The following is an 18,228-nucleotide window of genomic DNA, read 5'->3' as shown; positions in this document are numbered from 1 at the left end:
GTTCAAAAAAGTGTGTCAAACCGAAAAAAAGTAATAAATTGATATAAAAAAATGGAGGTTTGACAATGAGTCAAAAAGTAGTAAACAGAACTAACGGATTGGTAGATTATAAAGAGTTGGAAACAAATATCCTGTCGTCTATACGAGAAGGAAGACCGTTGACAGGAAAGGAGGGAGCATTAACACCATTTATAAAAAAGCTGCTGGAGGCGAGTCTAGAAGGTGAAATAGAAAACCATTTATTAGCTGAAAGTGAAGAAAATAATCGCAGAAATGGGAGGAATGGAAAGACTTTACGTACAAGTGCAGGTTCATTTGAGCTGTTAACGCCAAGAGATAGAGAAGGAAGTTTTGAGCCGCAAATAGTCAAAAAAAGGCAAACAAGCTTACATCCAGAGCTTGAAACGAAGATTTTGAGCACATTTGCCAGTGGTATGAGCTATAGAGATATAGCGTCACACGTTGAGGAAATTTATGATCACAAAATATCGGTAGCAGAGATATCAAGTATTACCGACAAATTACTGCCTATAATCAATGAATGGCGTAGTCGTCCACTGCAATCAGTATACCCGATAGTATTTATGGATGGGATGTTCTTTAAGGTCAAGGAGGATGGACATTGCGTAAGTAAATGTATGTACAATATATTGGGCATAGACCAAAATGGCAGAAAAGAAGTCCTGGGCTTTTATTTGGCTGAAAGTGAAGGAGCTAACTTTTGGTTGGAAGTGCTAAATAACCTCAAAGAAAGAGGAGTAGAAGATATTCTGATTGCATGTGTAGATGGGCTAAAAAGCTTTCCTGCAGCCATCAACAGTGTATTTCCCAGTGCAGAAGTGCAGCTATGTATAGTACACCAAATAAGAAATTCTCTGAAATATGTATCCAGTAAAGATGTGAAAGTTTTCATGAATGATCTGAAAAAAATATATCGTGCTTCAAGTAAAGAAATTGCTGAGAATTATCTGCTTGAGCTGGAAGGAAAATGGGGAGAAAAGTATCCTTTAGTTATAAAATCCTGGCAGAACAATTGGGAAAACTTATCCAGTTATTTTAAGTATTCTGGGCCAGTTAGGAAGCTGATTTACACCACTAATCCAATTGAGGGGTTGCATAGACAAATCAGGAAATTTACTAAAACTAAGGGTTCATTTACTAGTACAAATGCCTTGTACAAACAGGTATATTGTGCTATAAAAAAGGTAGAGCAAAAGTGGATTATGGCTCTCCCTAATTGGGCTTTAACTATGTCTCAACTTGATATTTTCTTTCCAGATAGGTTGAAAATTGAGTTGAACTAAAAATGCGGCTTGACACACTTTTTTGAACATTCCCCTGCTAAGCTCTTTGTTACTTCTTGATCTTCTTCTGAAGGTTCTAAACTTCCTCCAGGATGGTTATGTGACATTATTATTGATGTTGTATTTTTTATTAATGCCTTTCTTGTAATCTCCTTTATGTACACCGGTGCTTTTTCCATTTCACCAATATAGGATTCTTCTCCGATTAATTGGCGCCTTTTATTCAAATACAATATTTTTACACATTCCCTCTCTGCGTGACCTATACTTACGTTTAAGTACTCTACTAGCCCTTGTAAGTCCATTATTGGCTCACTTTTGAGCTTTTCTCTCAGTACCCTTTCTAGTGTTTCCTTAACACACATAATCATTGCCACTGCAGAATCAGTTACTCCTTCTATGACTTTCAGGTCATCCATTTCTCGACCTAAAATCCTTCCTACTCCCGTATAGCTATTCACCAGATTTTTAGCAATTTCTTGAGCCTGTGGTCTTTCATGTACTGCACTTAGAAACGTTTCCATTATTTCACGATCAAGTAGTGCTTTGCCTTTGCTTTCTAATATTCTGAATTCGATTTCTTCTTTACTTTTATTCATATAATTTACCCTTCACTAACAACAAACTTTTTTTAAATATTTACTGCTGTTTTTTTATCAGCATTGGCATAGAGCCATAGCTTTCGAGTGAAGTCAAATCAATTTTTAAATCTTTTTTACTTATTTTTTCATCAAGAAGTGAAAATATTAATACATAATGATTTGTTATTTTAAATTTGTTGAATTTCGCCTAAAAAGAGGCCTGTTATTTGCAAAATAATATCGGTAGAAATTCCTTTTTTAACTAAGTTCTTTGCAATTTTCTGCTCTTTTCACTTTTTCTTCGCAAATCCGTATGCCTTCAAATAGAGATCTTATTAATGCATTACGTAGTTCTTGACTTTCAATCTTTTTGTATTCTTTTATTAAATCAGGTAGTTCATTTTCTACTATCTCATCTTCTTCTATGAGCAGATCTGTAATGCTAATTGATAATGTTTCTGCTATTGCATATAATTTTTCCAGTGGAATGGCCACACGTCCTTGCTCATAGTTGCTTATTTCATCACCTCATTTTTTCTGCTAAATCCTTCTGAGTATATTCCCGTCCATTCTTTTATCTTTTTTCCTATTTGGTAGTAGATAGAACCCGTTTTTTCTTCAACACATTCATGAGCAGAGAGACCAACTGTTTTTGCAACAATATCAACAGAAACTCCTGCTTTCTTTGCAATTTTTATTTTCTCTGCTTTCCTGCTACTTTTTTCACTGACTTGAACAAATTTGGTTAGTAAACAAAACATTCTACGTAACTCCTGATCGTTAATCTTCTTATATTCTCTCACTAAATCTAATATTTCCTCTCCCTCATCTTCAAGACAGCTTTTTTCATTTGATACAGGAATGAGATCAGTAATACTTACCGACAATGCTTCTACTATAGCGTATATCTTCTCAATCGAAATTTTACGTGTTCCTTTTTCATATTGTAGTACTATTTGATATGTTACACCGATTTTCTCTGCTAAATCCTTTTGAGTATAACCTCGCTTTAACCTCCAACTTCTTACTTTCTCTCCCACTTCGTGATCTAAAGAATTAGTATAGCTAACGGTCATTCTTTTTCATAACCTGCAATTTTAAAAGTTTTAGATAGAAATTTTCTAGCATATGTTACCTTTGTTGAGAACTAGTATATTAAATGCCTATGCTATGACAAGCGAAGAAGTTCACACTTTAAATAGGTATCTTTGAGGCTGCTAAATCATGAATCCATTTGTTGGCATTTTAATATACCTTATAGAAGAGTTGATAAAAAGATCTACAAAAGGGCGTCTAAGGTGCATACTAGGGTTATCTATGAAGGTAATTTTTCCCAACTCTTGAAATTTTGCTAACTTTAATAGACTTTAGCATAAAAACGTTGAATATTTCTTCACAATTGTGTATAATTATTAATGCTTTTTAAGTGGATTTCCTATGGCTCTTTCGAAGTTTCTCGATCCAAAAAATGATATATCGTTCAAGCGCATCTTTGGCACTGAAAAAAATAAGGACATTCTTATTCACTTCCTTAATGATATCCTTGGCTTCACTGGCAAAAGTACAATAAAGGATATAGAGTTCTTAAGTACTATTCAAGACCCTGATATTGCTTCTAAAAAACAAAGCATTGTTGATGTTCTTTGTAGAGATGAAAATGGGCTGCAAGTGATAGTCGAAATGCAGGTTGCTAAAACTAAAGGCTTTGAAAAACGTGCACAATACTATGCTGCTAAAGCTTACTCAAGACAAGCTGATAAAGGTGATCAATATCATGACCTTAAGGAAATTATCTTTATTGCTATAGCAGATTGTATTTTATTTCCTGATAAGTATGAGTACAAATCAAAGCACACTATTCGCGATGAAGATACTAATGAACATGATCTAAAAGATTTTTACTTTATATTTATTGAGTTGCCTAAATTTCCAAAAACCAAAGAAGATCAGCTTTCAAGTATAGTTGAAAAATGGGTCTACTTCTTTAGATATGCAGACGAAACTAGTGAAGAAGAGCTAGAGAGAATAATAGGAAGTGATCTAATAATTAAAAGAGCATATGAAGAACTAAATAGGTTCAATTGGTCAGAAAAAGAATTTATTGCCTATGAACAAGAGATAAAGCGTATTCGTGATGAACAGGCTGTCCTTGCTCAAAAACTCGATGATGCTAAACATGAAGGTAGACAAGAAGGTAGACAAGAAGGCATCCAAATCGGCCATCAAAAAGGTAAAATTGAAGGTAAAATTGAAGTTGCAAAAAACTTACTTAAAGCTGGCATCTCTATTGACGTTGTATCGCAAACTACCGGCCTTCCTGTGGATGAAATTCAGAAGTTAAGAAATTAAATTTTGTGTAATTGAAGTCTGAGCTTGAGCCAAATTGCAGAAAATATCATTCAAATTACTCTTAGGCTGAGAGTTTTCTTGTTGTTCTTTAGCCTGTTTAAGTCGTTTAAATATTTTAGTATCTACTCCTATATTCTCTTTAGCATAATCATATAAGAGCTGCAGTAACTTTCCACCAGCTTTAATAGCAATTTTAATAGTCGTATTTTTATCATCACCATCTGGAGAGTAATTCAAACTTGGCTTAAAACCATGTTCACTTTCTGGCTTCAGTAAATTCTCCAGCTCTTCTTTTAATGATTCACCTAGCTCACCCCCATCTTTCATTTTTTCTGCCGCTTCTTTTACCTTTTTAAACAACACGTCATCTTGAACTTTTTTTGAACAAGTTTTCTTTTGTCTGCTTTTTCCTTACTAATAATTTTAAGACCTACACAACCAACATTAATATTTGAATCAACAAGTAGAAGGTTAACTAACTCAGAATGACCTTCTTGTGCTGCCGCATGTAAAGGAGTAATACCTTCAGCCTTAGCATTAACATCAGCTCCATGCTCCAGAAGAAGTTCAACTACATCCTTTTACCTTTTGGTGCTGCCAGATGTAAAGGAGTAATACCTTCAGCCTTAGCATTAACATTAGCTCCACGCTCCAGAAGAAGCTTAACTATGGCATAATGCCCTTCTTGTACTGCCGCATGTAAAGGAGTACGACCTTCACTCGTAGCAGCATTGACATCAGCTCCATGCTCCAGAAAAAGTTTAGCTATACTCTTATGACCTCTTCCTGCTGCTAAATATAAAGGAGTATAACCTTTATCACCACCTTTAGCATCAGCATCAGCTCTATACTGTAAAAGAAGGCTAACTGTATCTTCATGATCTCTGTTTACTGCTATATGTAAAGGAGTATTATTTTCCCTATTCCTAGCATCAATAATAGCCCCATGCTGTAACAAAAGTTTAACAATATCTTGATGAGAACCATCACTTGCTGCATAATGTAAGGAGCTATTACCTGTATGATCTCTAGCATTAACATCGGCTCCATACTGCAGAAGAAGTTTAATCATATTATGAGAACTTCTTCCAAGTGCAAAATGTAAAGGAGTGTTACCTTTTGTTTCAGCTCCGGTACTCTTAGCATCGACACTAGCCCTATGTTGTAGAAGAAGTTCAGCTATATCTTGATAATCACTTAATACTGAGTAACATAAAGGAGTAAAACCTCTCTGATCCCTAGCATTAACATTAACTCCTTGACTAATCAAGCGTTCAACCAATTCGAACATACCCTCTTTAAAAGCTAAAAATAACATATTTGTATTTTCTTCTAATTCCTTTTTTGTTAATTTCTTTTTCTTATTTGAACTCTGTTTACGTTTTTCACTTTGTGGAACCATAGTTGAGGACTTTTGAGGCTCTGTTTTTAACTCTGAACTTGCTTGCTTGTCCTTATCTGACTCTACATAACATCCCTTGGCTTTCAATGCGCTTATGATCTCTTCAGCGTATTCTTCTTTCCCTTCTTGTCGCAATTTTTCTTCTATACTTTTAGCTTGCTCTATGTTTCCTTTATCTATTAACTCTAGCGCCATATTTCTCCATTCTTCAGGAGTAGATTCTTCTTTCTTAATATCTGTATTACTAACTCTCTCCGATTTTATTATCCGCAATAAATTACACTTTCGTTCATTACCTATAACATAGACACTATTAATAGCTCGAGTAACTCCAACATACAGGGCATTCATATAGAATTTATATTCCTCAGAAGATTTATCTCCCTTATCCTTATTTCTTGAAGTTTTCACATTCTTTGCGTGATACGAATCACGGATTTTCTTAATAGCATTTTCAATCTTCGCTTCACCTGTCTTTTTTTTGCTATATTCCATACTTCATTGTAAGCTTCATGGGACATAAACTTGTAAAGAATCACATTCTTAAACTCCAAGCCTTTGGCTTCATGTATATTAAACACAAGTGGAGTGTTAAACAATCTACTAGCATCTTCTTTACTCTCATCATTCAGAACTAAAACAGCCCAATTTATCGACTCAGGTACTTTTCTTGCCATCTCTTGCTCTTTATCCTCAGCGGTAAAGTCGACATTACCCTCGTTCTCAGTATCACTTTTCATGAAAAAAAGCTTTTTTTCCTCTTCTGTTATCTTATCTTCTGAAGCAAAACAATAATTCTTAAAGTGTAATATACGATTGGATAATTCAATAACTTGCTGGCTATTACGATAGTTCTTTTCAAGAAAACAAACTGATGGTTCTTTGTCAGCAGCATTTTTATGGAGAAAAGACTTCAACTTAGATAGAGAAAAAAAACTAGGATGTATCACTTGATTAACATCGCCACATAATAAAAAATTATCCTTACTTCCATCTTTTAAACTCTTCAATATTGAACTCAATGTGCTTTCAGTTAAATCTTGGACTTCATCTATAACAACTACATTATAAACTTTTTCTTCAGTACACTTATGAGCGATAAGATTAGGATCATAATACTCTGAATCTTTTTCTATGAACTTCTTATAATCTTCAAAAAGACTATAGATATGCTCTCTTTCCTCTTTGGAAAATATAGCTTGTCTACTTCCTAACTTTTTATATTGCTCTTTTTTTAAGCCTCCTCCAGCTATCACAGCTGTAAATTCTTCGAATATTTTATCTCCATCTTTTTTATATTCTTTAAATTTATCTTTCTTGCATATTTCATTGAACCATGAAAAAAACTTATTTCTATCAACTGGCTTCTTTCCTTTTATACCTTCTGCTTGCTTTTCAAGAAACTCATGAAGAGACAAGAACTCAATTCTATCTGGAATGCCAATCTTGAAGTCATTAGCAGTTTCATCCCAGTATACATATTCATACAATTCTTTTGATCGTTTTATAAGATTTTCAGACTTGGTAATATATAAAATTCTTCCTTTCTTAAATTCCTCTTCTATTTTCCTTAGTTTTTCCAAAGCTACAGATGTCTTTCCACTACCAGCAGATCCACTAACAACTAAAGGTAAATCTTTAGCATTTTCAACTATATCTTCTTGCTTTGCACTAAGAGTGATAAATTTACCTAAACAACAGACTTGTGGAGCATCTCTAATCTTCACTTCACCCGTACTATCAGAAACTTCTTTACTGTTTTGATCTATTATTTTTATGTTTTCAATTTTTTTTCATCTGTTAAGAATTTTGACCTTCTGTAATCATGATTCAGAATCACTTCTAAAATAACAAAAATATCTTTGTCACCATGCTTCATAGCCTTAAATAATAATCTGTTCCTATCACTTAATTTAGCCCGAAAATACTTAACACCTCCCTTTCCACGTATTAGCTTTATATCTCCCTGATTTGTACTTTTATTTTCTTCTAAATCTTCAATTATTGCATTGAACTTTTTTCTTAAAGGACTTTCGCCATCACCTAAATCATGGTCATTAAACCCCTTACAATAAAATATAGAATACATAACTTACTACCTAAAATAACCCAACCCAATAGATACCATAAACAACCAATTAGATTTCATCTGATGATTCTTACTATTCGATAATATATATATTTTGTCATTTTATCAATACTTTAGTTTATTTGAGCAATAAAGTGATGAAAAAGCTAAAAACATTTTTTACAAAAAGAACTATACTAATAGAAAAATTTTTTTTATTGAAAATACACAATTATCATAAATTTCTCTGTTATCTCTAGATAAATTATTGTTAATTTAGCATTATATATTATTAAAATCTCAAGCAAAATAACCATTTCCAGCAAGCAAAACCAAGAAACGTGAGAAGTGTTTTTCTTGGGATGGATTGGACTACCAAGTGTACCGTTCGAATTTTTTTATATGGTGATTTCATTATACGCTAAAATCAGCTATATTAGCCTATTTCAGCCACATTTAGATATGAACTAATTTACCTAATTTTGTTGCAATAACCTTACCTTTTTATTTTTGCAACCTTATTTTACGCTGCTTGTTCTCACAAATATACGATCTTTTTTGCAATTTTAAAAAGAGTCAATAATTCAATTCCTTATAACACTAACTAGCATGGTATCTTCACTAAAATATTTTAAAAAAAATTAGTTGACTTGTAAATAATTCTCTACTAATACTAGCATATGTTTGTTTATTCTGCTGAAGTTGCTCCATACAAGTTTGCTGTAAAAACTTCAGCAGTTTTTGTACCCCTTTAAAGCATAATCCATCATATTCTTATAATAGTGATATTAAATATAAGTGGTTTCTCAATTTTGTTAAATAGAGTAAAACTAGCTCAAACTTGCAGTCATAAGCAATTTTTAACCTATCTATACACATTAGCATTATTCAGCATAAAAACTTAACAAAAATATGAGTAGTAAAAAGATTATGGTTATTGACTTAATGTTATATATCGCATATAATATATTATGTTTAGAGGGGTAAGTATGAGTGAGTATATTAGGATGATAAAATCTATCATCAATCAACTAAAGCCAAAATCCAAACTAAAAATATATGATATTGAATATGAATCCATTATAGAACATCTATCGTCTAAAGAGCATTTATTAAATGAACTGATGAATGATATGTGGTACTCAGGAGGTTTACCATCAGTTAGAAACTATAAAGAACCACCATCTTTAATGGACAGCAAACTTGCACTAAGTGAACAAATTTGTGTTTGGTTTGCTCTGGATCATAATCTTACCCCAAGTCAAAAAAAGTTGAATAAGAAGTTACTCAATGCTCTAAAATGTTTAGCTTCTAACTGTGGTTCATTTGATAATACTGAACCTCTTGAAGAATTCTTACGTAAGAATAAAAATGATAAAGATTTAAAAGTAATTCTTAACCTCAAAAGAGGAGAATCTGAATCAACAGTATTACATGCGATTGCAGGAGCAAATATTGGTGGATTTTGTCGTCCAGAAAATCAGGCTATAGATTTACTCTTAGAAGCAGGTGCAGATCCTAACATACAAGATAGTAAAGGAAAAACACCATTATACCTTGCTGCTGCCAAAGATCATTACTATAATGCAAACTCTCTCCTATTGAAAGGAGCTAACCCTAACATACCAAATAGGAAGGGAAAAACTCCACAACAAACAGCAATTAATAAACTCTGCTATAATATAGAAGAATTATTCTTAACTGATAAACAGAAAAAGTTGAATAAGCAATTGTATGACTTACTTGTATATGATTCAGACTGCACTAAAAATTTAAAGGAGTTTTTAAGTAAGCATAAAAGAGATTCAGACCTAAAAGTGGTGCTAAATGTTCGGCAAGGAATGGGTGAATCAAAAGTGTTTTCGTATGTTGACAGTTTTGCTTGGGACAATGAAGATCTTGCTCAAGAGCTAAGAAAAATATTTCTAGAAGCAGGAGCATTAGATTATGGTATAAATATTATTTATCATCAGCAAAAGAAAGGACAGGCCAGTAAATTACTCGTTAATTTAACTTCAAATCAAAAGGAAAAGCTAAATGAGTTTTTTGATAAGGCATTTCAGGCTCGAAACATGGTTGAACTTGAAAAGATTGTAAATGATGCTATAAAGTTTGGTGTACGTTTAAATTATTCTTCTTTGCAAGATTACTTTTTAGATACTGAGTACAGTTTTACTGACTATATGATAAGGAAAATCAGTGAGTTGGAAAAAAATCCTAAAGTTGCTAGTAGTATAATATGTCAATTAGTATCAAAAGGAGCAGTGTTTGGTAATACAGTTGACGCTAATATGATTAACACACTGACATCAGAATTTAAAGAGCATAGAACTAACATGAAAAAAGCATATAGAGATTATATTAGCAATTCTCATAAGTTTATTGAAGTCGCAAAAAGTGCAACCACTAGCAAGCTAAAAGATGCAAGAGTAGACAACTCCGTTTTTTATTTAGAATATTCTAAAGATAGTAAAATAGACATTACAAAGATAACAGATGGGACAAAGGGTTTGGGTCTAACCCATGGAGATGTAAAATGTGGAAGAAATATAGTAAAGATCGGTAAAAGTGAAGTAGAAATTAAAACCGAAAACGGTATAAGGAATTACACAGATCTTACAGAAGGTAGCAGTATAGTATTAACTTTCTATACTAGTTTGGGAGAATTAGAAGTTAGATTATATCCTCATGAGACAAATAAAAATTGGATAAGAGTAGAAGTGAGTAATGAAGACCTACTTCTACTCGGTGAAATAGAAAGTTACAATGAAGAAGTAGAAAGTGATGAAGAAATAGGGCAAAATTGCTTATTAGGAGGTTTATCAGTCATTGAAGCCATAGACCAAGGTGTTTTCGCTAGATCTGGTGGATTAATGCGTCCTGAAGTAATAAGCGAATCTAACAAGAGGAAAATTTCGTGGGCAGAACGTGAAGAATTAAGAAGAGTTTCTGATTCTAAGGGAAAAATTGCTAATTTGCCATAAAAGTTGAAAATTATTATTTAAACATAAATTATTGCAAAGAAGTCGAATCGATATCCATAATCTTTTATGTTGTTTTTCAGGAAAATGAGATGTCATTATACAGCAGCTGGCCACAAGGTGTATTTTTAGGATATGAGATACTAACGCTGTATCAAAACACGATTGGCTGAGCTGACCTTTTACAGAATTTTTTTCCAGATCTACTATTAAAATATGCAGCTAAAATTGGATAAATTTTCTACCACTGTTACATTCAGTATGCTAAAATACTCATCATTTATATTGATATTTTATACAATTGAGTGTCAGTTTCTGTAACATTGATTTGTTCTTCTACATCAATTTTGACTTTCTCAACATCTTTTGGCATGGCCATTTGTAGCAGCTCCTTTTGCAATACTTTTAATTTTCTGGCACATCCATCTCCTGTTGCTTTTGTAAATTAAGATCGTAAAACTTCTCCATCTGCTCACTCCATAACACCGGTATTTCTCTCAAATCAACTAATTTCAAATCTCTCGGTTGTCTCCCATTTACTATGTCTTCTTTAATTTTTGGTGCTAAATAATTCAGCCTTAAAATTTGCTGTATACGTCTTGCACCTATATTAATTTTGGCACTCAGTTCTTTTATATTTGCGTATTTTCCCTCCTCTAGCTGACGTTTCCATAGGTGAGCTCTCACCACTGCTTTGAATAACGCATTATTTGTTTTGCCTTCTGGTTCGATTACTGTGCATTTGTTTCCTTTCTTTTTTAACCACATTGGTATAAATGTCTTTTCTGACTCAGAATGCACTTCTATTCCATCTTCTTCTATCAATACTGTTCTTATTAGCTTTTTCACTACTTCCTTCTGCTTTCCAAAACTTAAATTTTTCCACCCTTCCGCTTTTTCTTCCAAATTTTCATATAGGCGTTCAGCTCTCTTCATCACTTCTTTTTCCACTTCTCCCGCTACTATAGTTCTGTTTATTGATTCACAACCTTTTCCCCTTAAATGATTGTTGCATACGTAATATCGATATCTCTTATTCTCTTTTTTTGCATACGTCAGCGTCATATTTACACTACAGCTCTTACACTTAATTATTCCCCTAAGCAGCGCTTCCTCATATTTTGCTTTTCTATATGGCTGATTCCTTATTAATTCCTGTGCTTTTTTCCACTTTTCCTCTTCTATTATTGCTTCATGCTTTCCCTCATACTGGTTTTCATAATGCCGTATTTTTCCCATATATATTGGATTTGTTATTATTCTCCTTACCGTCGCTTTTTTAAAGATATCTGATTTTGTTCGGTATCCTTCTCTGTTTAATTCCCTTGCCAGTCCTGCCATTGACTTCAGCTCCAAATATCTTTCAAATATATGCTTCACTGTTTTTGCTTCTTTCTCATTTATCATTAATTCTTTATCTTTTACATCATACCCCAGTGGCAAAGTTCCCCCCATCCACAATCCCTGTTCTTTTGATGTTGCTATTTTATTTTTTACCCTTTCTACGATCATTTCTCTTTCTAGTTGTGCTGCTCCTGACAATACCGTTTGTACAAATTTTCCCATTGGCGTATTATTGTCAAATATCTGCGTTACTGCTACAAAATTTACTCTATGTCTTCTAAAAAATGATGTTACTTCGATGCTGTCTTTTGTTTCTCTTGATAGTCTGTCTAGTGTGTACACTACTACACAATCTACCTCTCCTTTTTTTACATCTTCAAACAATTCCTTTATTGCTGGTCTTTCTAAATTCTTTCCTGAATACCCTCCATCATCGTACCTTTTAGCCAATGCTACCCAGCCCTCTCTGCTCTTTATGTACTTCTCACATGCTACTCGCTGCGCATCAAGACTGTTAAACTTTTGTTCTAGACCATCTTCATTTGATTTTCTCGTATATATCGCACATCTTACTTCTTTTAGCATTTTCAACTTCCATTTTTATCACGCATGCCAAATAATAAAGGGCCATTGTAACTCATTCCCATTATTTTCCCGGCTACTGCTGATAATGATGTGAAAAATTCTTCTCTGTAGATTAAACCCTTATCTGTTACCATCACCGCATGCGTTTCTTCCCCTCTCTCTAGTATTAATTCTGTCCCTTCTACTGGTAATTTATCGCTACTTATTCTTTTTCCTTTCTCTAGCCGATCTGCCAGATACTCTAGTCTTTTTGTCCCCTTTCTTGACATTTCTCCATACGCTTTTTCCTGCATTCTATAAGCTAATCTCGGTATCAGATATTTCTTTGAGTATCTAGGCGCTTCTTCTCCATATACCTTCTTCCATATTTTTCTCAGCTCACCCAAAGGTTTTCTCTCTAAATTCATTACTTTCTTTTCTATTTCTTCCTCCATATTTTTAGCCTTTCATAAATAACTTTTCAATTCTGTCTATTTCTTTCTTCAATACTTCAGTTACTTCTTTACTGGTTTTTCGCATAATCCATCGCTGTCATTCCAAATTTATCCGCTTGCTCTATTTCTCCTCCAGCTTTCACTAGCTCCTCCACTATTTCTTTTTCACCTACCATGCACGCAAGGTGTAGAGGTATGCATTTATTTCCATATTCCTCAGCATTTACGTCTGCTCCTGATTTTATCAATTCCCTCACGATTTCTAGACGTTTCTCCGTTACCGCTAGGTGCAGTGCTGTGTATCCTTTCACATCTGCTGCATTCACATTCACTCCTTTTTCAACTAACAACTTCACTGTTTTTGCGTCTACTGCATAATGCAGAGCTGTTCTTTCCTTCTCGTCTCTTTCATAAATATTTTCATATGAGTTCTCTAATAATTCTTTTGCTGACTTATTAAATTTGCCAAGCTTTAACATAATCCACCTCACCTTTTCTTTAAATTTAAATCCCTCTTTTAAACCTTCCTTTTCGCTACCTCATCTATCATTTCGTTCACTTGGCTCATTATTTTGCTTGCTAAATTTTTACATTCTTCCTTTATCAGTGATTTGTCTCTCTTCCTTATTTCTTCTATCTCTATTATTTTTAACTCCGGCAAATAACTCCCATTCAACATGTCTGCTATTTCTCCCACTAGCCTCTCTATTCCATAGCACGTCAGTTCTCTGCTTTTTGTTATTCCACCTTTTTCTCTCAGAAATTTACTCGCCTCTTCACTCTCTTTGCTATCACATAGACGATACTTTTCACTTTCCCAGATGTAATACATTGGTGTTGCACCGCAGTTGATTAACTTCAGCTCCCGCTTTTACTAGCTCTTTTATTATTTCAACTTTTGCTCCTCCTATTTTGCACGCAGAGTGGAGTGGCGTACATCCACTGACATATTGAGTGGCATTTACTTCCGCTCCTTCCCTTAGCAGCACTTTTACATTTTCTAAACTCTTTGCGAATACTGCACAGTGTAGTGGTGTATAACCATTTTTATCTCTTGCATTTACCTCTGCCCCTTTTTTTATTAATAATCTCACTGTTTTGTAATCAGAGATTTCTACTGCTTGGTGTAATATTGTCTCTCCTTCTTCATTTCTTTTATTAATGTTTTTAAACCCGTTACTTGATACTTCTTTAAAAAACTTACTAAAAGATTCTCTCTTTTCTTTGCTAAACTTCATACTTACCTCACAAAATTAGCTTTTCTAGCGCCAGATAAATTTCTTATGTTTACCTGCTGCTATTTAAGTCATGTCCTTTCTAGCATAAGAAAGCAAGTCCTTTTCTTTTTATTTCATACACTTTAAACTATTGTTAATATAATATATGAGGATCTAAATATAAGTACTTAACTTATTAGAGATATTACTTGACTATTTTTCCAACTTCTGTGCAAGTGTCGATGTTCGTGCCACTTCAGTACTCCTGGGTAAAATACTAAAATGTAATTTTCTAATTCGTGTATTGAGTCTTTTTGCTCTGAATCTGAGTCATTTTTATAGTAAACGTTGTGTTCTGCTAAAACATATTTTCTGACCTTCTGATCTGTATAATTTTCTACTTTATAGTTGTGAGTAACGCTAAATCTTTCTAAAATTGGCTTGTGTTTTAAATTCCAATGTTGCTCAGATAGTTTGCTACTCCCTAGTAAAAACTTTTTTCCCCTCTCTTCTACGCTACTAACTGGAAAGCACGCATTTATTTCTCCTAAATTCCAACTGTCCGATAATATAACTTGCGCTTTCGCAAACTTTATTTCTGGCAATAAACTCTGTGGTAGTGGATATAGTGCTTTTAAGTTATACCACTGATGACTTCTTTCATAGACGCCTTTGTAATCTTTTGTATGAGCCTCTGTTTCTCCAAGTACTGCTATATCTAATCGATATATGTCATTACTAAATGCTTGCTCATAATGGTTACGTAGATAACTCTCTATAACCTTAATTGATGTACCACTAAACCTGAAAAAATTTACTCTTCCAAACGATAATACTGGTCCATCCTTTTCAACCTTTATCCCTGAGTAATCCGATAACAAATTTCCAAAAAAGCTTTCATCTAAAATAAACCTATCAACGTTGTAGTAATCATTAAACATCCTCATTAGCCGCGATCTTGCTGGTAACGATAGTTTTGCAAGTTCTACTACTACATCTACAAAAAAGTCATTTGGAACATCTTTTATTCCTATCTGTAATTCAAAAAAGTGCTTGCCAGGTGGCTCCTCAATAATTGTAATATCTTCTATATTTGCCCATTTGAGCGCTATTTTGAGTGATGCTGGAGTTCCTCTCAGTCTTTGAAATTTTACTCCTTCTACTACGGCTTTTCTTCTATCTTTTACCCAACGCAGTATCTCTTCTAAACCATATTCTTCTATTATCCACGGCAATGTTTCTTCTTTAAGACTAAACTTAAATCCTCTGATACATCTTGGATCAACCTTATAATCTGTTGCATCAACCAGTGCTTGCTCTTGCTTTGTTGCGTTTGGCGGTAATAAACTTTTCATTTGTCTTTTCTTTCAAGTTGCTTTAATTTCCTTTATTTAGGTAGCTTATGAGTAAGCAAGAGATCATTGCAGAACTGATCAAAAATAAAGATGTTCTTAATATCAAAAACACTTTCCATAATATTTGACCATATTATCCATACTTTAAAAAACAAATTACAACTTCTGGAAGAAAATCGATACTTTCGTCTCCCTAACATTGGTCATTTTTATCCAGTAAACCACTTATTGCACGTAATCCTCTCACTTGGTAAAACTTTTATGATTCCACAAAGCAAAAAAATACGTTTTAAATCCTATCTAACTTGACGTAGCCAAGCACTGTACACTCATTCCCCAGAACCACAACATCCTCTCTTGGCTCGATTAATTCTACGTTTTCTACACCATCTACAAATAGATTCGCTATTATCCATGATTTTGTAACATTCCATCCCAACCTTCTACTTGCTTCAAACTTCTCAATAAACTGCTTCTTGATTTCCTCCTTTGATATTATAGGACTTATACTCATTCTGCTGTGAATATCTATTTCTGTAATATTGCAACCTATCACTGTTACTGTATCGGTTAAAACCCTTATATCATCTCTAGTAACTTGCTTTCTTACAATTTCAAGTAGCTCTTCTGACGTTATGCCATTTGTGGATAACTCCGTGGATAAAATCGAGATCTCTACACTTCCTGGCACTTTTGATTCAACCAGCGCATCCTTTACTCTACTATCTGCTGAGAGTGCTTGAAACCGATAATGCTCTTTACTCCCTCCCGTGCTTGAGCCAACTATTCTTACCTTGATTCTTTTTCTGAAGCGTTCATCTTCTTCTCCATCTTGCCTCTCTGCTCCATAAAACTCAGCTAAATTATCAAGCTCTTCTCCCCTTGCAAACTTGAGTAAATTGCTTTTTACCGCTTCATTTATTCTTTGTCTCAGCAAAAGCTCTCTCCAGGCTGCTACTTCTAAAATCTTCATCGCTGGGTCACTTTCAATTAGTGCTGTAAAACTTTTATCTCGACTTATTAATTCTTCTTTCATCCGAGCAAAAATCTCTTCAAAGTTCAGTAGTTCGATAATATTTGGCTGCTGCATCTTTATACCACAACCCCATCAAAGCGAATGTTTTTCCCACTTGGCACGTATAATCCTTCCAGGTCAAGCGTTACTTTTCCCTCTTTTACTTCTGTAATTTTTACTTTTTCTAATTTAAACCTTTTTTCCCATTTTTCCAAAGCTTCTGCTGTTGCTGCATATATCTCAAGTGTTAAATCTCTATTTATCGGTTTATCAACTAATTCAAGTAGCCTTGAACCATAACTTCTCCTCATCAACTATGTTTTTTAAAATTTTTTGAATTTAGTCTTATTACAACTCTTATTTATAGTTTTGTATTCTTATTCAATTGAAAAACGTATTTTTGGCAATAAAAACCCTAGTTCATTACAGAAAGAAATTTATATCAAACAACTACCACTGCTTAGATCTTATGATTAATGAATATGTGCTTTAAATTTGTGTGGCGCGCATATTCATTAACCTATTTTCTTATGCAGATTTTAAAAATTTGCGTTAATTGCTTCTTTAAGCCTTGCATTAGCAATCACTATAATTTTGCGCATTAGAGCTGTTATGACTACCATCTTCTTTTTACCTCTACCAATGAGAGCAGAATAAAAAGCACCAAGTGCAGATTTAGTCCTTGAAGCAGCCATCGCAGATGTAAAAAGCTTTTCACGAACGTTCCTTCTGCCACCACTTATTCTGCGATAACCAATAGCTTTACCACTTTCTTTTGGATGCGGGGCAACTCCAGCAAGACTAGCAACTTCTTGCCTGCTTAAGTAGCCAAGTTCTGGCATCAAGCATACAAAATCTTGTGATAACTTTTTACCTATTCCTGGTACTGTTCTTATGATTTTTTGGCGCTTTTTTAACTCTGGATTCTCATCGATAATTTTTTGTATGGCATCATTGAGCTCATCTATTTGACTGTTAAAAAAGTCAATAGTTTTTTGGCAACTTTCTTTTATATAGTCGTTTTCAGGTGCTTTCAGTCTACATTTCTCTTGAGCTCTTATTTGTGTAAGGTCATCACGACGTTGACAAAGTGCAGCTAAGGCTGTTTGTTCTTTTGACATAGGCACAAATAGAGATAGAGTACTATAACGCTCAAATCCATATTGAGCAAGGGCTCTTGCATCTGATTGATCAGACTTTGCTAAAATTCCATGAGATAAGGTAAAGCTTTTTACTTTGCGAGTATTAGCTCGATGTACAGCAACATTCTTATCAACCAGAAAGTGTGCTAAGCCAAGCTCATATTTTCCTGTATTTTCCAAAGTTACAAAAGAATTAGGTAGAATATTTGAAAAATTTTGAAACAATTGTTGCCAACCAGCAGCATTATTATCAAACTTGATAGTGTTCTTTTGGTTGTGAACTGCAGCAACATTTTTAAATTTTCCGATATCAATGCCAATAAAATTTTGATAAGATGTAATCATAATAACCTCGATTAGTTTTAGTTAATTTAAGATTGTAAACGGGTGCATATGTATGTCCCACACAACTATTCAAACGTATCGAGAGATAGGGCTAGTGTACCTTGAT

14 protein-coding genes and 4 pseudogenes are annotated in these 18,228 nt (G+C 33.8%); 3 read left to right on the top strand and 15 right to left on the bottom strand.

The genetic code is table 11. The features are described from left to right. Positions 1–65 precede the first annotated feature (65 nt). Positions 66–1,304: an IS256 family transposase gene (locus tag Wcon_RS05720; RefSeq protein ID WP_114516979.1), complete on the top strand. Its 1,239-nt coding sequence runs from the start codon at positions 66–68 to the stop codon at positions 1,302–1,304. On the opposite strand, the gene Wcon_RS05715 is transcribed toward Wcon_RS05720, so the two are convergent. Continuing rightward, positions 1,301–1,903: a JAB domain-containing protein gene (locus tag Wcon_RS05715; protein ID WP_114517544.1), complete on the bottom strand. Its 603-nt coding sequence runs from the start codon at positions 1,901–1,903 to the stop codon at positions 1,301–1,303. The genes Wcon_RS05720 and Wcon_RS05715 overlap by 4 nt on opposite strands. Positions 1,904–2,073: 170 nt before the next feature. Beyond that, positions 2,074–2,961: pseudogene (gene wmk, locus Wcon_RS05710) on the bottom strand (WO male-killing family protein Wmk). A 361-nt stretch (positions 2,962–3,322) separates the two neighbouring features. Between wmk and Wcon_RS05705 the strand changes: the two are divergent. After that, the gene (locus Wcon_RS05705) at positions 3,323–4,234 is read left to right on the top strand and encodes an Rpn family recombination-promoting nuclease/putative transposase (RefSeq protein ID WP_114517543.1); all 912 of its coding nucleotides are present in this window, start codon (positions 3,323–3,325) and stop codon (positions 4,232–4,234) included. On the opposite strand, the gene Wcon_RS05700 is transcribed toward Wcon_RS05705, so the two are convergent. Genes Wcon_RS05700 through Wcon_RS05680 form a run of 5 tightly spaced genes read right to left on the bottom strand, consistent with a single transcriptional unit; the run spans position 4,223 to position 7,725 of the window. After that, positions 4,223–4,594 (bottom strand): hypothetical protein, encoded by a 372-nt coding sequence (locus tag Wcon_RS05700; RefSeq protein WP_147269158.1) that lies wholly within the window; start codon positions 4,592–4,594, stop codon positions 4,223–4,225. The two genes, Wcon_RS05705 and Wcon_RS05700, sit on opposite strands and share 12 nt — an antisense overlap. Continuing rightward, positions 4,579–4,794 carry an ankyrin repeat domain-containing protein gene (locus Wcon_RS05695; protein WP_114517545.1) on the bottom strand — a complete coding sequence of 72 codons (216 nt, stop codon included), beginning with the start codon at positions 4,792–4,794 and terminating at the stop codon, positions 4,579–4,581. The genes Wcon_RS05700 and Wcon_RS05695 overlap by 16 nt, the downstream gene beginning before the upstream one ends. An 11-nt stretch (positions 4,795–4,805) precedes the next feature. Continuing rightward, a complete protein-coding gene (locus tag Wcon_RS05690; protein ID WP_114517541.1) occupies positions 4,806–6,131 on the bottom strand; it encodes an ankyrin repeat domain-containing protein in 1,326 nt (441 codons plus the stop codon). Next, positions 6,044–7,363: a UvrD-helicase domain-containing protein gene (locus tag Wcon_RS05685; protein WP_179947491.1), complete on the bottom strand. Its 1,320-nt coding sequence runs from the start codon at positions 7,361–7,363 to the stop codon at positions 6,044–6,046. Before Wcon_RS05685 ends, Wcon_RS05690 begins: the two co-directional genes overlap by 88 nt. 47 nt (positions 7,364–7,410) lie before the next feature. Continuing rightward, positions 7,411–7,725 (bottom strand): hypothetical protein, encoded by a 315-nt coding sequence (locus tag Wcon_RS05680; RefSeq protein WP_114517539.1) that lies wholly within the window; start codon positions 7,723–7,725, stop codon positions 7,411–7,413. Positions 7,726–8,693: 968 nt separating this feature from the next. On the opposite strand from Wcon_RS05680, the gene Wcon_RS05675 reads away from it, so the two are divergent. Next, entirely contained in the window at positions 8,694–10,688 is a 1,995-nt protein-coding gene (locus tag Wcon_RS05675) for an ankyrin repeat domain-containing protein (protein ID WP_114517538.1), read from the top strand. 402 nt (positions 10,689–11,090) lie between these two features. Here the strand turns inward: Wcon_RS05675 and Wcon_RS05670 are convergent, their stop codons facing one another. From Wcon_RS05670 to Wcon_RS05635, 8 genes and pseudogenes are all read right to left on the bottom strand, one after another. After that, positions 11,091–12,614, bottom strand: a complete 1,524-nt coding sequence (locus tag Wcon_RS05670) for a recombinase family protein (protein ID WP_114517537.1) — start codon at positions 12,612–12,614, stop codon at positions 11,091–11,093. A 2-nt stretch (positions 12,615–12,616) separates the two neighbouring features. Further along, positions 12,617–13,048, bottom strand: a complete 432-nt coding sequence (locus Wcon_RS05665) for a DUF2924 domain-containing protein (RefSeq protein WP_114517536.1) — start codon at positions 13,046–13,048, stop codon at positions 12,617–12,619. A 4-nt stretch (positions 13,049–13,052) separates the two neighbouring features. Continuing rightward, positions 13,053–13,527: pseudogene (locus Wcon_RS05660) on the bottom strand (ankyrin repeat domain-containing protein). 38 nt (positions 13,528–13,565) lie between these two features. After that, positions 13,566–14,286: pseudogene (locus Wcon_RS05655) on the bottom strand (ankyrin repeat domain-containing protein). Positions 14,287–14,453: 167 nt separating this feature from the next. Then, positions 14,454–15,620, bottom strand: coding sequence for a phage tail protein (locus Wcon_RS05650; RefSeq protein WP_114517535.1), 1,167 nt, complete (start codon positions 15,618–15,620; stop codon positions 14,454–14,456). A 289-nt stretch (positions 15,621–15,909) separates the two neighbouring features. Further along, positions 15,910–16,710 carry a baseplate assembly protein gene (locus Wcon_RS05645; RefSeq protein ID WP_114517534.1) on the bottom strand — a complete coding sequence of 267 codons (801 nt, stop codon included), beginning with the start codon at positions 16,708–16,710 and terminating at the stop codon, positions 15,910–15,912. A gap of 2 nt (positions 16,711–16,712) precedes the next feature. Then, positions 16,713–16,949: pseudogene (locus Wcon_RS05640) on the bottom strand (GPW/gp25 family protein); the annotation flags it as partial. 225 nt (positions 16,950–17,174) lie between these two features. Continuing rightward, positions 17,175–18,122: an IS110 family RNA-guided transposase gene (locus tag Wcon_RS05635; protein WP_063630491.1), complete on the bottom strand. Its 948-nt coding sequence runs from the start codon at positions 18,120–18,122 to the stop codon at positions 17,175–17,177. Positions 18,123–18,228: the final 106 nt, after the last annotated feature.

Source organism: Wolbachia endosymbiont of Cylisticus convexus (assembly GCF_003344345.1).
The sequence above is the reverse complement of the archived record's forward strand: the minus strand, read 5'-3'. Positions and strand labels throughout refer to the sequence as shown.

Bases quoted from the DNA above. Each gene is read 5' to 3' on its own strand.
- Wcon_RS05720 (WP_114516979.1), top strand. From the start codon at position 66: ATGAGTCAAAAAGTAGTAAACAGAACTAACGGATTGGTAGATTATAAA.
- Wcon_RS05715 (WP_114517544.1), bottom strand. From the start codon at position 1,903: ATGAATAAAAGTAAAGAAGAAATCGAATTCAGAATATTAGAAAGCAAA.
- Wcon_RS05705 (WP_114517543.1), top strand. From the start codon at position 3,323: ATGGCTCTTTCGAAGTTTCTCGATCCAAAAAATGATATATCGTTCAAG.
- Wcon_RS05690 (WP_114517541.1), bottom strand. From the start codon at position 6,131: ATGGAATATAGCAAAAAAAAGACAGGTGAAGCGAAGATTGAAAATGCT.
- Wcon_RS05680 (WP_114517539.1), bottom strand. From the start codon at position 7,725: ATGTATTCTATATTTTATTGTAAGGGGTTTAATGACCATGATTTAGGT.
- Wcon_RS05675 (WP_114517538.1), top strand. From the start codon at position 8,694: ATGAGTGAGTATATTAGGATGATAAAATCTATCATCAATCAACTAAAG.
- Wcon_RS05670 (WP_114517537.1), bottom strand. From the start codon at position 12,614: ATGCTAAAAGAAGTAAGATGTGCGATATATACGAGAAAATCAAATGAA.
- Wcon_RS05665 (WP_114517536.1), bottom strand. From the start codon at position 13,048: ATGGAGGAAGAAATAGAAAAGAAAGTAATGAATTTAGAGAGAAAACCT.
- Wcon_RS05650 (WP_114517535.1), bottom strand. From the start codon at position 15,620: ATGAAAAGTTTATTACCGCCAAACGCAACAAAGCAAGAGCAAGCACTG.
- Wcon_RS05645 (WP_114517534.1), bottom strand. From the start codon at position 16,710: ATGCAGCAGCCAAATATTATCGAACTACTGAACTTTGAAGAGATTTTT.
- Wcon_RS05635 (WP_063630491.1), bottom strand. From the start codon at position 18,122: ATGATTACATCTTATCAAAATTTTATTGGCATTGATATCGGAAAATTT.